The sequence below is a fragment of the Lentzea sp. NPDC059081 genome, from assembly GCF_042738015.1.
In the GTDB taxonomy this organism is placed as follows: Bacteria; Actinomycetota; Actinomycetes; order Mycobacteriales; family Pseudonocardiaceae; genus Lentzea.
In genome coordinates this window covers 18,445-32,250 of the sequence record NZ_JBHYGW010000036.1, presented here as the reverse complement: position 1 = coordinate 32,250, position 13,806 = coordinate 18,445, and the positions used below count along the sequence as shown (strand labels likewise).

The 13,806-nt window shown below is 70.3% G+C and carries 13 protein-coding genes; 4 read left to right on the top strand and 9 right to left on the bottom strand.

Going from position 1 to position 13,806, the window contains the following annotated elements; all coding sequences use genetic code 11:
• Positions 1-1,159: 1,159 nt before the first annotated feature.
• Together ACFWV3_RS40880 and ACFWV3_RS40875 are read right to left on the bottom strand one after the other, a co-directional pair.
• Positions 1,160-3,277 carry a transglycosylase domain-containing protein gene (locus tag ACFWV3_RS40880; RefSeq protein ID WP_382419324.1) on the bottom strand — a complete coding sequence of 706 codons (2,118 nt, stop codon included), beginning with the start codon at positions 3,275-3,277 and terminating at the stop codon, positions 1,160-1,162.
• A 99-nt stretch (positions 3,278-3,376) separates the two neighbouring features.
• Complete coding sequence (locus ACFWV3_RS40875; protein ID WP_382419323.1) at positions 3,377-4,405, bottom strand: carbohydrate kinase family protein; 1,029 nt, start codon at positions 4,403-4,405, stop codon at positions 3,377-3,379.
• Between the two features lie 151 nt (positions 4,406-4,556).
• Here ACFWV3_RS40875 and ACFWV3_RS40870 point away from each other — a divergent pair, with 151 nt between their 5' ends.
• Entirely contained in the window at positions 4,557-5,753 is a 1,197-nt protein-coding gene (locus ACFWV3_RS40870; protein ID WP_382419322.1) for an MFS transporter, read from the top strand.
• Here ACFWV3_RS40870 and ACFWV3_RS40865 read toward each other — a convergent pair.
• The 7 genes from ACFWV3_RS40865 to ACFWV3_RS40835 all read right to left on the bottom strand — a co-directional run bounded on the left by ACFWV3_RS40865 (position 5,725) and on the right by ACFWV3_RS40835 (position 11,440).
• Complete coding sequence (locus ACFWV3_RS40865; protein ID WP_382419321.1) at positions 5,725-6,051, bottom strand: hypothetical protein; 327 nt, start codon at positions 6,049-6,051, stop codon at positions 5,725-5,727. The two genes, ACFWV3_RS40870 and ACFWV3_RS40865, sit on opposite strands and share 29 nt — an antisense overlap.
• Before the next feature lie 106 nt (positions 6,052-6,157).
• Complete coding sequence (gene shbA / locus ACFWV3_RS40860) at positions 6,158-6,844, bottom strand: RNA polymerase sigma factor ShbA (RefSeq protein ID WP_382419320.1); 687 nt, start codon at positions 6,842-6,844, stop codon at positions 6,158-6,160.
• 146 nt (positions 6,845-6,990) lie between these two features.
• A complete protein-coding gene (locus ACFWV3_RS40855; protein WP_382419319.1) occupies positions 6,991-8,217 on the bottom strand; it encodes a class I SAM-dependent methyltransferase in 1,227 nt (408 codons plus the stop codon).
• Positions 8,214-8,894 carry a DUF1365 domain-containing protein gene (locus tag ACFWV3_RS40850; RefSeq protein WP_382419318.1) on the bottom strand — a complete coding sequence of 227 codons (681 nt, stop codon included), beginning with the start codon at positions 8,892-8,894 and terminating at the stop codon, positions 8,214-8,216. The genes ACFWV3_RS40855 and ACFWV3_RS40850 overlap by 4 nt, the downstream gene beginning before the upstream one ends.
• Positions 8,891-10,183 (bottom strand): NAD(P)/FAD-dependent oxidoreductase, encoded by a 1,293-nt coding sequence (locus tag ACFWV3_RS40845; RefSeq protein WP_382419317.1) that lies wholly within the window; start codon positions 10,181-10,183, stop codon positions 8,891-8,893. The genes ACFWV3_RS40850 and ACFWV3_RS40845 overlap by 4 nt, the downstream gene beginning before the upstream one ends.
• Positions 10,122-10,793 carry an alpha/beta hydrolase gene (locus tag ACFWV3_RS40840; RefSeq protein ID WP_382419316.1) on the bottom strand — a complete coding sequence of 224 codons (672 nt, stop codon included), beginning with the start codon at positions 10,791-10,793 and terminating at the stop codon, positions 10,122-10,124. The genes ACFWV3_RS40845 and ACFWV3_RS40840 overlap by 62 nt, the downstream gene beginning before the upstream one ends.
• 68 nt (positions 10,794-10,861) lie before the next feature.
• Entirely contained in the window at positions 10,862-11,440 is a 579-nt protein-coding gene (locus tag ACFWV3_RS40835) for a TetR/AcrR family transcriptional regulator (RefSeq protein WP_382419315.1), read from the bottom strand.
• 61 nt (positions 11,441-11,501) lie between these two features.
• Here ACFWV3_RS40835 and ACFWV3_RS40830 point away from each other — a divergent pair, with 61 nt between their 5' ends.
• From ACFWV3_RS40830 to ACFWV3_RS40820, 3 genes are read left to right on the top strand one after another with little or no spacing between them, the layout of a single operon-like run.
• Entirely contained in the window at positions 11,502-12,371 is an 870-nt protein-coding gene (locus ACFWV3_RS40830) for an oxidoreductase (protein WP_382419314.1), read from the top strand.
• Between the two features lie 11 nt (positions 12,372-12,382).
• On the top strand, positions 12,383-13,207 hold the full coding sequence (locus tag ACFWV3_RS40825; protein WP_382419313.1) for an alpha/beta fold hydrolase: 825 nt from the start codon (positions 12,383-12,385) through the stop codon (positions 13,205-13,207).
• A gap of 10 nt (positions 13,208-13,217) precedes the next feature.
• Entirely contained in the window at positions 13,218-13,802 is a 585-nt protein-coding gene (locus tag ACFWV3_RS40820) for an NTP transferase domain-containing protein (protein ID WP_382419312.1), read from the top strand.
• Positions 13,803-13,806: the final 4 nt, after the last annotated feature.

The window sequence follows — 13,806 nt, the reverse complement described above, 5'->3', positions numbered from 1 at the left end:
GGGCGCCCTGGCGTGGAGTGGACCGGTTCGAGGGATGGCCCGTGTCCTTGCGGTTATCGAACTGTGACATGCGGCAGGGAACGTAACCTCGCGTCACCGCTGCGGGCAAGCGAAGTGGGGGTTCAGGTGATTAGGCCCACTGTTTGTCACTCTTCGTAGTTGGTTCGTTTGTTGGGTTGGTAACGGTGTTTGGACCAATCCTGTTGTTGGTGTTTGTACTGGTCAGTCGCTTTATCGTGAAAGGTTTGGTGGGTGGGTGATGTTGGTTTGGTGGTGACTGAGGGTGGGTGCCGGGGGTTCCGGCGTGGTTCTTGCCGTGTGGTCCGTGACTGTTCCGGCGTGGTCGTGCACCTCGGACGAAGCGGCGGGGTTCATCGCCGCTTCGCGACGATTGCGATTGGGGCTTGACTTCGGGGCCCTTGCGAGGCGCTTGGTCGGCCGGAAAAGGCCGGATGCTTCGCACCCGGCCGATCCACGAGTGGTAGCACCTCGCACCCAAAGTCAAGCCCCAATCGCCAAACCACGAGTGGGTGCACCGCTACCCATCTGTGCAAGGTCTGCATGGCTCGCCTTCGGCATCGCGGTCGCGAGTGCGTGGGGGGTTGTTACTGCTCGCCTTCGGCATCGCTTGGGGCCTCGGCTTCGCCCTTGGCGGTGCGGGGGTCTTGTCGGCTCGCTTCGCATCGCCGCTGCGGAGGTGGATGGACGTGCCACCTTTCCGGCGCGGCCGGAGTGTCAGACCTCGTGCGTACATTGGGTCGCGGGGGAGCTTGAACGCGAGGGGACCCCTGCGCCAGCGTGCCCGCGCGGCTTCTCCCGGCGTCGCCTGGCCTCTCACCTCGCTCGCGACGCCTCGCACGGCCCTACCTCGCGCCGCCCTCGCCCCACAGCGCGCCGCCTCGCCTCTTTCCGCCTCGCCTCTTTCCGCCTCGTGCTTCCCTGCGCGTACCCGTCCCCTCCCACGCGCGGCCTCGCTCACCTCCCTCGCGCAACCTCGCTCACCTCGCCCCCGCCACCCCACCTTGGCCGCCGCCCTTCCCTCCCCGCTCATGCCCGTCCGCGCCCACCCCACCCCGGGCACAGCACAAGGCCGCCGGACGCACCTGGCGTCCGACGGCCCTCGAAACTCGACCCGGCAGGCTCGCTGCCGGGGTCACGCCTACTTGTACTTCGCGGCGGCCGGCGGGAGCGGTGCGATCGGCAGGCCCTCGTGGATCACCTTCATCGCGTTGAACCAGGTCGGGGCTGCCACCTGGCCACCGAAGACGCCCTGCGAGCTGCCCGGGCAGAAGCGGATCGGGTTCGCGCAGATCACCTCGGGGCGGTTGCCGTCGGCGTAGGTCATGACCGCGCCCGCGTACTGCGGCGTGGCGGCGAGGAAGGCCACCGACTTGTGCTCTTCGGTGGTGCCCGTCTTGCCGATGGCGGGGCGGTTCCAGCCCGAGGCGGAGGCCGCTGCCGCCGCGGTGCCCGAGCCCGTCACGTCGTGGGACATGCCCTGGGCCAGGGAGGCGGCCAGGTCGGGGTTCACGGCCTGCTCGCAGGGCTTTTCCTTCAGCTGGATTTCCTTGCCGTAGCGGTCGAGGACCTTCTCCACCGGGGTGGGCGGGCACCAGGTGCCGCCCGAGACGATGGTGGCGGCCACGTTCGACAGCTCCAGCACGCTGGTCGCGCCGGGGCCGAGGGTGTAGGAGCCCGCGTTGTTCTGCTTCGTCCAGTCGCCCTGGGTGGGGCCGTTCGACTTGTCGGCCTTGATCGGGTCGCCCTCGCGGTTGACGCCCTGCAGGGTCTCGCGCATGCCCAGGCGGTAGGCCATGTCCACGACGCTGTCGAGGCCCGTCTTCTCCTGCAGGATCACGAAGCCCGTGTTCGGCGAGGTGGCGAGGGCCTGGGTCAGCGACATCTTGTCGCTGTAGTTGCCCGCGTTCTCGACCTTCCACGGCGCGCCGCCGTTGGGGTAGACCTTCGAGTAGTAGACCTTCGGGACGTCCATCTGCTTGTCGATGCCGATGACGCCCTTCTCCAGAGCCGCTGCGGCCGTGAAGACCTTGTTCACCGAGCCCGGGCCGAACGGGAGGACCTCGGCGGGCACCGGGCGGGCGACCTGGCCGAGCTCGGCGTTGTTGCCGTAGTCGCGGGAGGCGACCAGGGCGCGCACCTTGTGCTTGTCCTTGCCCGGCTCGACGACCGACATGACGTTCGAGATGCCGTTCATGGTCTTCGAGACCTGCTGCTCGGCCGACTGCTTCGCGGCCCGCGTGGCCCTCGGGTCGAGCGTGGTCTTGATCGTGAGGCCGCCGCGCTGCAGCTGCTTGTCGGTGATGCCCGACTCGCGCAGGTAGTCGAGCAGGTAGGAGCAGAAGAAGCCGTAGATCGGGCCGTCACCGGCGCCGACGCAGCCCTTGGGCAGGATCTGCAGGTCCTCGACGACGCCCAGCGGCGCGGCCTTGTACTCCTCCGCCTTCGCCTTGGCCTCGGTCTCGTCCGCGCCGAACGCGCCGTTCTCGCGCATCTTGTCGATGACGGTGTTGCGGCGCTCCAGTGCCTTCTCCGGGGCGGCACCGGGGTTCAGCGACGACGGGCGGTTCGCGATCGCGGCGAGCAGGGCCGCCTGCGGGACGGTCAGCTTGTCGGCGGTGGTCTTGAAGTACGCCTTGGCGGCCGCGCCCACGCCGTAGGTCTGGTTGCCCAGCGGCACGATGTTCAGGTAGCCGGTGAGGATCTCTTCCTTCGACATCTGCTGCTCGAGCTGCAACGCGACCCGCGCCTCGCGCATCTTGCGGCCGATCGTCGCCTCGGTGGCCTTCTCCCAGGCCTCCTGCTCGTTGTCGGCGCCGAGCACGAACGCCATGTAGTTCTTCACGTACTGCTGGGTCAGCGTCGACGCGCCCTGCGTCGCGCCCCCGTCGACACCGGCCTTGGCGGCGGCACGGGCGATTCCCTGCCAGTCGACGCCCTGGTGCTCGTAGAAGCGCTTGTCCTCGATCGCGAGGATCGCGGCCTTCATCGTGTCCGAGATCTGGTTGGACTCCAACGGGACCCGGTACTGGTCGTACAGGTAGGCGATCGGCTCGCCGTTCATGTCCTGGATGGTGGTGACGAGCGGCAGCTCACCCTTCGCGAGGTCCCCCGACGTCTGGTCGACCGTGTCGGCCGCGCGGTTGGACGCGAGACCGAGACCTCCGACGAACGGGAACACCATCGCGGCGAGGAGCACGCCCGCCGTCAGGCACAACCCCAGCAACTTGACCAAGCCTGACGCGCGTGCGGCGAACAACCCGCAACTCCTTCCGAACTTCAACCCCGGAGAATCCCCTACGTATTAAGTCGCGCGGGAGGCCCGTGAGGTTGCGTCCGCTGATCGACTGGTTTCAACCTACCGGAGCAACCGGAGGCCGATCGTCGGACTAGCCCTCCTCACCTCGACGCCCGCGTGGTCGGGCAGCACGTCGTCGAGGAACCCGTAGCGCGACAGCTCTTCGTCGGGCCGCCTGCTCACCGTGCGCCACCAGACCGCGATGTCCCCCCAGCCCGGAGCGGACAGGGAACCACCGAAGTGCTGCACGGACAGCGCGGCGCACAGGTTCGCGAACCGCACGCGGTGTTCGAGCGGCCACCCGGCCAGAGTGCCCATCACGAACCCGGCCCCAAACACGTCGCCGGCACCTGTCGCGTCGAGCTGCGCGACGTTGAGGCCCGGCACGTCCACGCACTCGCCGGTGGCGCTGTCGACGGCGACCGCTCCCCCGCCGCCCCGTGTGACGACCACCACCGGCACGTGCTCGGCGAGCTTGCGCGCCGCGGCCTCGGGGGTGTCGGTGCGCGTATATCCCTGCGCCTCCACGTGGTTCGGGAGGAAAACGTCATATCCGTCGAGACGCCGCAACAGCTCCGGCGACCACGCGCCGGTCCGGTCCCAGCCGATGTCGGCGAAGAGCTGCGCGCCGTTCTGCTTCGCCGTCCGCACCCACTGCTCGTCCTCGGCCTGGATGTGCACGAAGCAGGCCTTGGTGGACGGCGGCGGGTCGAAGAGGTCGTCGGCGACGATCGGCGACTTGTGCCCGTGGGTGACCATCGAGCGGTCGCGCTCCATCGCCATGGACACGGTCACCGGCGAGTGCCACCCGTAGAACCGGCGGCAGTAGGAGAGGTCGACGCCTTCCTGGTCGGCCAGCACGTCCCAGCAGAAGTCGCCGTACGCGTCCTCGCCGAACGCCGCGGCGAGCGCCGTCTTCAGCTCCAGCCTGCGCAACGCCACCGCGAGGTTCGCGATCCCGCCGGGACACGACCCGAGGCCTTCCGCCCACACCTCCGTGCCGGCGGCCGGCGGGCGGGGCAGGCCGGTGAAGATGATGTCGAGGAAGACGGTGCCGGTGAGCAAGACGTCGTATTCCTGTTCAGCCATGCGCAAACCTTGCCATCCGCGAGCCGCGAAACGGCGGTAGTAGGGGTTGCGTCGGGGCAAATGTGTGGTTCGCGAGGTGGCGGCCGGGGTGTCCTCCTGGCGGGCGAAACTCGCTGTGCCACCCGGCGCGCGTGCGATAAGAACGACGGCCATGGGGGTCCCGCTCAGGAAGAACGTCCAGTTCCAGCTGCTCTGGTTCGGCGGCGCCGTCTCGCAGCTGGGCACCACGGTCACCTCGCTGGCGGCACCCCTGCTGGTCATCGCGCTGACCGGCTCGCCGTTCTGGGCGGGCGCGGTCGGCGGCGCGCGGGCGGCCGCGCTGATCGCCGCGCTCGTGCCGGCCGGGGTGTGGGTGGACCGCTGGGACCGCAGGACGACGCTGGTGTGGAGCCAGACGGTCCAGGCGGGTGCGGCGGCGTTGCTCGCGGCCGCGATCCTCACCGGCCGCGCCCACCTCGCGGTCTTCCTGGTTCTCGCGGTCGTCGACGGCGTGTGTTCGGCGTTCGCCGGCCCCGCGCGCACGACCGCGCTTCAGGCCGTGGTGCCGAAGGAACAGCTCAAGACCGCTTATGCCCAAGAAGAGGCCCGCGGCCACGCGGCACGCGTCGCCGGACCACCGCTCGGCGCGTTCCTGATGGCCGCCGGACGAGCGGTGCCGTTCGTCGTCGACGCCGTCACGTTCGCCGTGGCCGCGGTCTGCGCGTGGTTCGCCAAGATCCCCGCACGGACCGAGACGCGCCCACGCCAGAAGATGCGCCACGACGCGAAGGACGCGGCTTCGTGGCTCTGGGACCAGAAGGGTCTGCGCAACCTCACGGCCGTCTTCCTCGTGCTGAACCTGCTGGGCGGCGCCACGCTGCTGCCGATCATCGTGCTGGTGGGCGAACGCGGCGGCGACGCGCTCGACACCGGCGTGGTGTTCGCGGGCATCGGCGTGGGCGGGATCCTCGGTTCGCTGCTCGCCCCGCGGGTCTCCCTCGCGCCCGGCCGGCTGGTCGTCGGGGTGCTCGTGGTCTTCGGCCTGTGCACCCTCGCGATGGCACTGCCGTTCGGCGTCTTCTGGCCGTTCGTGCCCCTCGCGGTGACCGCGGTCGTCACGCCGTTGATCAACGTCGCGGTCTCCGCGCTCTACACCGAGCTCGTCCCCGAGGACATGATGGGCCGCCTCGACGGCATCACCACGCTGGCCAGCCGCGTGCTGACCCCGCTGGCCCCGCTGCTCGGCGGCTTCCTGGCCGGTGCGGCGGGCGGCGGTCCGGCGTTGCTCGTGTCCGGCGCGCTGGTCCTGGTCACGGCGGTGGTGGCGGCGTTCAGCGACCTCAGGCCGGTCGCTCCGCAACGGACCTGAGGTGCTCGGCGCGGTCCGCGATCAGCCCGGGCAGGTAGCGGTCGAGCACGAGGCGTTCGGCGAGGCGGCCGAGCGGGCCGAACGCGGTGACGCGCGCGGTCATCCGCCAGCGCAGCCCGAGGTGCCTCGCCTGGAACGTGACGACGTCACCCGGCCCCATCCGCCCGGACGCGACGCCGCCGACCACCCGCTCACCGGAGCCGGCCATCGAGGCGGTGTGCACGCCGACGTCGAGGCACAGGGCGAACACGCGCCGCGGGGGTGCCGCGACGCGCGTCGTCACCTCGAAGCGGGTCATGCCGCGAACCTACGACCACGGCCCTGAGAACCGACCGGCACGCTGCAGGACACTCCCCGTTCAGCCCTGCTCACGCGCCTCGACCGGCACACCGGACCGAGAGGTCTCAGCCCTCTTCGGAGATCATCTCCCGCATCCGGGTCAGGGCGCGGTGCTGCGCCACCCGCACGGCGCCCGGCGTCGACTCGACGGCCAGCGCCACCTCCTCCGCCGACAGGCCCACCGCCACCCGCAGCACGAGGATCTCGCGCTGGCGCGGCGGCAGCTTGTGCAGCAGGCGCGTGACCTGGGCCATCATCTCGCCGTTGACCGCGTGCTGCTCGGGGCCGTCCTCGAGCGACGGGCAGTCCGGCAGCTCCGGGACGACCTCGGCGCGGTTGCGGACGGCCTTGCGGCGGGCGTCGGCGACCTTGTGCGCGGCGATGCCGTAGACGAACGCCAGGAACGAGCCGGGTTCGTAGCGGTACTTGGACAACGCGCCCAGCACCGCCACGCACACCTCCTGCGCGATGTCCTCGGCCGAGACCAGCGTGCGTTCGCGGCCACCGACCCGTGCGCGGCAGTAGCGCACGATGAGCGGCTGGATGCGGCCGAGCAGGTGGTCCACCGCCCGTCTGTCTCCGTCCAGCGCCGCGTCGACGAGATCGGTGAACTCGGCTTCCGCGAGCCACTGGGTGGAGACCGGTGCCTGGCGCACCCGACGGCGCATGGGCACCGTTGGCGGGTTCCAGACCTCCTCGGTGACGAGGACGCCGACACCACCACCGGTCCGCACAGCTGTGGGCTGAACCATCCCGGCGACCTCCTCCGCTACAGCGACACTTGGGGCTTCACTGAAGTAGAGAACGCAGCGAGCCATTTGATACCGCCTGCTTCCAAGAGGACCACGAAGTCCAGTCGGGCGGGACCGGCAGCACCCTTTTGAGGTAGAACGTGGTCCTAATGGCCCAGTCTTTCGGCCATGCCGAACTGCTGCACCCCGAGGTACCCGACGCGGAACCCGGCCTCCGAATAGGCCAGGTAGAACTCCCACATCCGGCGGAAGGTGTCGTCGAAGCCCAGCTCACGCACCTCGTCCCACCGGGTGAGGAACGTTTCGCGCCACCGGCGGAGAGTCTCGGCGTAGTCCTGCCCGAACGACCGCGTCTCGGTGATCCGCAGGCGCGTGTGGTCGCGCACCGACTCCTCGATCGAGCGCACCGACGGGATGAGCCCGCCGGGGAAGATGTACTTGTGGATCCAGGTGTAGCTGGCCTTGCTCGCGATCATGCGGTCGTGCGGCATGGTGATCGCCTGCAGTCCCACCCGGCCGCCCGGCGCGAGCACGCGGTCGAGCATCGAGAAGTACGCGGGCCAGTACTCGGCGCCGACGGCCTCGATCATCTCGACGGAGACGACGGCGTCGTACTGGCCGTGCTCCTCCCGGTAGTCGCGCAAATGGACCGTCACCCGATCGTGGAGGCCCGCGTCCCTCACCCGGTCCAGCGCCAGCTTGCGCTGTTCCTCGGAGATGGTCAGCGACGTGACGGTGGCGCCGCGCTGAGCGGCCCTGATCGCCAGCGCGCCCCAGCCCGTGCCGATCTCCAGCACGCGGGAGCCGGACCGCACGCCCGCGTAGTCGAGCACGCCGTCGATCTTGCGCAGCTGGGCCGTGCGCAGGTCGTCGGACGGGCTCGCGAACAACGCCGACGAGTACGTCATCGTCTCGTCGAGGAAGACCCCGAACAGCTCGTTCGACAGGTCGTAGTGCCGGTGGATGTTCTGGCGCGAGCCGGCGACGTCGTTGATCTCGGTCTGCTGCCGCTCCGCGATCCGGCGCAGCCGCTGCAGCCCGGGCGGGATGAGGGTGGAGAGCTTGGCCGCGAACACCGAGAGCACGTCCGCGAGCTCGTCGGCCTCCCAATCCCCCACCATGTAGGCCTCGCCGAAGCCGATCTTGGCATCGGCGCCGAGGCGGTGGAAGAACTCCGCGGGCCGCACGAGCCGCATGACGGGACCGCCACCGCCCCACGTCCTGCCGTCGGGCAGCTGCACGGTCACCGGCAGCGAGCGCACGGCGTTGCGGAACAGCGACTGGGCGATCCGCGCGCGCAACGGCGACCGCGGCGCGTTGAAAAGCCCTGGCCAAATGCCCTGGCCGGGGCGGGGCAACGACAACGTGCTCATCCATCACTCCTGGGGATGATCGGGACGCGCCTCAGGTAGAGAGCGACTCCGTGGCGGCGGATCAACGCGGACACGCGCTGAGGCATCAGCGGACGGCGCAGGAGCATGCGCAGACCCGAACTGCGCTCGCCCTTCATCGTCGCGCTGAAGGTCGTCTTCCCGTTCTGCCGCAACGCAATCGTCACGGACAGGTGATTCCCCGGCTTCGGCAGCTTCATCACGTAGTGGCCGTCGACCTCGAGGAACGGGGAGACGTAGAACTCCTTGTCGACCGACGCCCTGCCCCGGTCGTCGGTGCGCAGCAGGTAGCAGTGGCGTCCGCCGTAGGTGTTGTGCACCTCCGCGACCACGCACACGAGCTCTCCGGAAGCGTCGTGGCACCAGTACACGGACAGCGGGTTGAAGACGTAGCCGAGCACGCGGGCGTTGGCGAGCATCTGGACCTGCCCGCCGCCGAGGTCGATGCCGTGACCGGCCAGCCACTCGTCCAGGTTCTCCCGGATGGTCTTCTCCGGCGACCCGAGGTGGTCGCGCGCCTCGAACCTCGCGAACGGCCGCGCCCACCAGGGCAGGCGCGGCAGCTCGTCCAGGTCGACGAGCCACATGTACGCGCGGTGGCTGAAGGCGCGGTCGATCAGTTCGCGCCGGCTGTGGGTGATGAGGACGTCGTAGATCACCAGTCGACCCCGAGGTGCTGGGCCGCGCGCACGCCCGACGCGCAGCCGTCCTCGTGGAAGCCCCAGCCGTGGTACGCGCCGGCATAGGCCGTCGTGGAGCTGTTGATCGACGGCAGACGTCGTTGCGCCGCAACGGAGTCCGGCGTGTAGATCGGGTGCTCGTAGGTCATCCGCGCGATCACCCGCGACTCGTCGACGTCGTGCGGGTTGAGCGTGACGACGAACTCGCGGCTCGTGCCGAGCCGCATCAGCCGGTTCATGTGGTAGCTGACGAGCACCTGGTCGCCGGCTTCGCGACAGGCCCGCTTGTAGAGGTTCCACGACGCCTTCGCGCCGTTCGCGCGCGGCAGGATCGACGCGTCGGAGTGCAGCCAGGTCTCGTTGCGCGAGTACTGGAACGCGCCGAGCACCTCCTTCTCCTCGCGCGTCGGGTCGGCGAGCAGGCCCAGCGCCTGGTCCGGGTGCGTGGCGACGACGACGTGGTCCGCGGTGTGCAGCACGTTGCCCTCGTCGCGGATCTCCACGCCGCCACCCGTGCGGGTGATCGCCCGGACCGGCGTGCCGACGTGCACGGCCTTGAGGCCCTTGACGGCGCGGTCGACGTACGTGCGCGAGCCGCCGACCACGGTCTTCCACTGCGGGGTGCCGCCGACCGAGAGCATGCCGTGGTTGGCGAGGAACTCGAACAGGTACCAGGCCGGGTACTTCATGCTCAGCGCCGCGCCGGACGACCACACCGCGCTGACCAGCGGGATGATGAAGTGGTCGACGAAGTAGCGGGAGTAGCCGCCGATCGCGAGGAACGCCCCGAGCGTGACGTCGTGCGCCTCCTCGTGGTCGAGGACGCGCTGGGCGTGCCGGTAGAAGCGGGTGATCTCGGCGAGCATCCGCAGGTAGCGGCCGTTGGTGGCGTTCTTCGGCTGGGCGAAGAGCCCCGGCAGCTTCCTGGCACCCGCGTACTCCAGGCCGCAGCCGTCGCAGCGGACGCTCATCGACATCTCGGAGTCCTGAGTGGACACCCCGAGCTCGCGGAAGAGCCTGATCAGGTGCGGGTACGTCCGTTCGTTGTGGACGATGAACCCGGAGTCGACCGCCACGCCGTCCACGTCGTGCGTGTGCGCGTGGCCGCCGAGCCGGTCGTCTGCCTCGAACAGGGTGACGTCGTGCTTGCGCTGCAGCACGTAGGCGGCCGTGAGCCCGGCAACGCCTGCTCCGATGACGGCGACCTCAGCCACGCGAACCTCCCAGGGGAACGTCGAGACCGCGCGGTGAGGCCTCGTGCATCGCATTCGCGATGTCGGGTGCCATCGGTTCGAGCCCGAGCTCACCGTGCACGAAGTCGACGACGAGCCTGCTCCAGTCGCGCGCCCTCTTGAGCATGGCGTGACCGTCGCCGACGACGCTGAAGCGCGCCACCCGGTCCGTGACGGTCTTGGCCTGCCGGGCGAACCGCAACGACTTCGCCGGGTCCGTCATCCGCTCCTGGTCGCCGTGCGCGATCAGCAGCGACCGGCCCCGCAGCTGCTCATACGGCTCACCCGGCTCGATCCACGGCGCGAGCGCGCACACCGCGACCACGTTCGGGTGACCCGCGACCCTCAGCGCCGTCCGTCCGCCCATGGAGTGGCCGACGAGCACGACGGGGGCACCGGGATGCAGCTCGCCGATCCTGTCGAGCGCCCAGCGGGCGTCCCGGACGGGGTCGAGGCTCGGCGCGTTCCAGCCGCGGACGCGGTAGCGCAGGTTCCAGACCTCGACGCCGGGTGCCCGCAGCGCGCGGGCCAGCGGAACCATCCGCAGGTACGCGAGGTTGAGCGGCCGGACCGGTTCGGTCCCGTGCTCCCGTCCGCCGTGCAGCACCAGCACGACTGCCTTCGTACCGCCCTGCGGTTTCGCCACGTCTACATGCGGATGCACATTTGATGTTCGTGAGGCCACGCTCTCCGGCTCGCCCGTTGAGAGCCAGCTCACACCTCGCGCACGAACTGCTCCATCGCCGTGTCCACGAGCCCGTCGACGAGCTCCGGCCCCGCGATCGCACTGTTGACGACCGCGGCGATCCCGTGCAGCGTCGCGAACAGCACCAGCCCGAGCCGCTCCGGGTCGCCCGAGCTGAGCACCCCCTCCGCCTGCCCGCGCTCGACCAGCTCCTGCATCAGCCCGAACGGGCCGTTGGCGGCCTCGACGACGCGGGTCGCCCCCGGCTGGTGCTTGCTCGTGTACATCAGCTCCACGAGTGCCGCGTTCTCGGTGGCGAACCGGATGTAGGCGGTCATGACGGCCCGCAGGCGCGCCGGGGTGTCGTCGCTGTCCAGAGCCTCGCGCAGAGCCGTGTGCAGCCGGGCGAACCCGTCCTCGGCGAGCGCGTCGAGCAGTGCCTGGCGGGTCGGGAAGTGCCGGCGCGGAGCCGCGTGGCTGACGCCGATCTCCCTGGCCAGGTCGCGCAGCGCGAGCTGGTCGGCCCCGCGTTCCCGCAGCCCCCGCTCGGCCGCGTCGAGCAGCGCGGCGCGGAGGTTCCCGTGGTGGTAGGGCCGGTCGTCGATCACCGCCCGATCATAGCGAGTGTTTTCGTTGACTACATTGTTGTCGGTGGCTACTTTGTAGTCCATGACAACATTCAGTGCCTCGGACGTCCCCTCCCAGACCGGCCGCACGGTCGTCGTCACCGGCGCGAACAGCGGGATCGGCCGTGCCGCCGCCCGCGTGCTCGCCGGGAAGGGCGCCCGCGTCGTGCTCGCGGTGCGCAGCGTCGGCAAGGGCGAGGAGGCGGCCGCGACCATGACCGGCGACGTCGAGGTCCGCCGGCTCGACCTGGCCGACCTCGCCTCCGTCCGGGCGTTCGCCGACGGCTTCACCGATCCCGTCGACGTGCTGATCAACAACGCGGGCGTGATGATCCCGCCGCTGACCCGCACCGCCGACGGGTTCGAGCTGCAGTTCGGCACGAACCACCTGGGCCACTTCGCGCTCACGGCGCTGCTCCTGCCGCGCGTCCGCGAGCGGGTCGTGACCGTCTCCTCCACCGGCCACCGCGCGGGCGAGATCGACTTCGCCGACCTCAACTGGGAGCGCAAGCCGTACCAGCCGATGGGCGCCTACGCCCAGTCCAAGCTCGCCAACCTGCTGTTCACCTCGGAGCTGCAACGCCGGCTCACCAGGTCGGGCTCGTCCGTGATCGCGACGGCGGCGCACCCCGGTCTCGCCGCCACGAACCTGATCCGGTCGGAGGGCAGGGGCGCCCGGCTCCTGGACCGGGCGGCCCGGCTGGTCGCGCAGAGCGACGAGGCGGGTGCCCTCCCGACCCTCTACGCGGCGGTGCGGGACGTCCCCGGCGACAGCTACGCGGGGCCCGGCGGGTTCCTGGAGGGACGTGGCGCGCCGAAGCTGGTCGGGCGTTCGGCGAAGGCGCGGGACGCCGACGTGGCGCGCCGCCTGTGGGACGTGTCCGAACAGCTCACCCTGGAGTTCGCGCAGTAGGGTTCGAACTCGTGATCGAGCACATCAGCATCGAAACCGAGGCAGGCACGTTCGACGCCATCGCGGCCGGTCCCGAGGACGGCCGCCCGGTGCTGCTGCTGCACGGCTTCCCCGAGGCCGCCATCGAGTGGGAGCACCAGGTCGCGGTGCTGGGCGTGAACGGCTTCCGCGCCGTGGCACCCGACCAGCGCGGCTACTCCCCCGGCGTGCGCCCGGAGCAGTACTCCGAGTACACGGTCACGCACCTGGTCGGCGACGTTGTCGCGATGGCCGACTCCCTCGGCTGGCCGACGTTCGACCTGGTGGGCCACGACTGGGGCGGCGCCGTGGCGTGGTGGACGGCGATCGAGCACCCGGACCGGCTGCGCACGTTGTCCGTCTTCTCGACGCCGCACCCCGGCGCGCTGAAGACCGCGTTGCAGTCCGACGAGGAGCAGCGGATGCGGTCGCAGTACATGCTCGACTGGCGCGAGCGCAGCACCGAGAAGCGCATGCTCGACAACAACGCCCACGCGTTGAAGCAGATGTTCGAGTGGCGGGTCCGGCCCTCGCACGTCGAGGAGTACGTCCAGCGCCTGTCCGAACCGGGCGCGCTGACGGCCGCGCTGAACTGGTACCGCGCGGGCAAGCCGCACGGCGCCGCGGACAAGGTCGGCGTGAAGACGATGTACGTGTGGAGCACCGAGGACGTCGCGTTCGGGTCGGTGGCCGCGTTCGAGACCGAGAAGTGGTGCACCGGCGCGTACCGGTTCGAGATGGTCGAGGACGTCAGCCACTGGATCCCCGAGGAGATCCCCGAGGCCGTGTCCTCGCTGCTCCTCGAGCACCTCGGCTAGGTTCGACGGCATGCGCGTCGCCGGTCTGCTGCTGGCCGCGGGGGCCGGACGCCGGTTCGGTTCCCCGAAGGCCCTGGTCCCGTTGAACGGCAGGCTCTTCGTCGACTCGGCGGCCTCGCTGCTGCGCGACGCCGGGTGCGACCCGGTCGTCGTCGTGCTCGGCGCCCAGGCGACGGAGGTCAGGGCTAAGGCCGCGTTGGACGGCGTGACGATCGTCGACAACCCGCACTGGGACACCGGCATGGGCTCGTCGCTGCGCACCGGCCTGCACGCGGTCGGCAGCGCGGACGCCGTGGTGGTGCTCCCCGTGGACACACCGGGCGTCACCGTCGCGGCGCTGCACCGGTTGATGGCGCTCGCGGACCCGGACGTGCTGGCCCGCGCCACCTACGACGGCGAGATCGGCCACCCCGTGCTGATCGGCTCGAAGCACTTCGCCGGCGTGATGGCGTCGGCGGCCGGCGACCAGGGCGCGCGGGACTACCTGAAGGCCAACACCGTCCGCCACGTCGAATGCTCCGACGTGGCGGACGGTGCGGACGTGGACCGTCCGGAGGACCTCGGTCGCCGAGGTGACCGTCGAGGCGACCGTTGAGGCG

What these genes read in the sequence shown, in the direction of transcription:
- ACFWV3_RS40875 (WP_382419323.1), bottom strand. Translation starts at nt 4,405, where the DNA reads ATGGCTGAACAGGAATACGACGTCTTGCTCACCGGCACCGTCTTCCTC.
- ACFWV3_RS40870 (WP_382419322.1), top strand. Translation starts at nt 4,557, where the DNA reads ATGGGGGTCCCGCTCAGGAAGAACGTCCAGTTCCAGCTGCTCTGGTTC.
- ACFWV3_RS40865 (WP_382419321.1), bottom strand. Translation starts at nt 6,051, where the DNA reads ATGACCCGCTTCGAGGTGACGACGCGCGTCGCGGCACCCCCGCGGCGC.
- shbA (WP_382419320.1), bottom strand. Translation starts at nt 6,844, where the DNA reads ATGGTTCAGCCCACAGCTGTGCGGACCGGTGGTGGTGTCGGCGTCCTC.
- ACFWV3_RS40855 (WP_382419319.1), bottom strand. Translation starts at nt 8,217, where the DNA reads ATGAGCACGTTGTCGTTGCCCCGCCCCGGCCAGGGCATTTGGCCAGGG.
- ACFWV3_RS40845 (WP_382419317.1), bottom strand. Translation starts at nt 10,183, where the DNA reads ATGCGATGCACGAGGCCTCACCGCGCGGTCTCGACGTTCCCCTGGGAG.
- ACFWV3_RS40830 (WP_382419314.1), top strand. Translation starts at nt 11,502, where the DNA reads ATGACAACATTCAGTGCCTCGGACGTCCCCTCCCAGACCGGCCGCACG.
- ACFWV3_RS40820 (WP_382419312.1), top strand. Translation starts at nt 13,218, where the DNA reads ATGCGCGTCGCCGGTCTGCTGCTGGCCGCGGGGGCCGGACGCCGGTTC.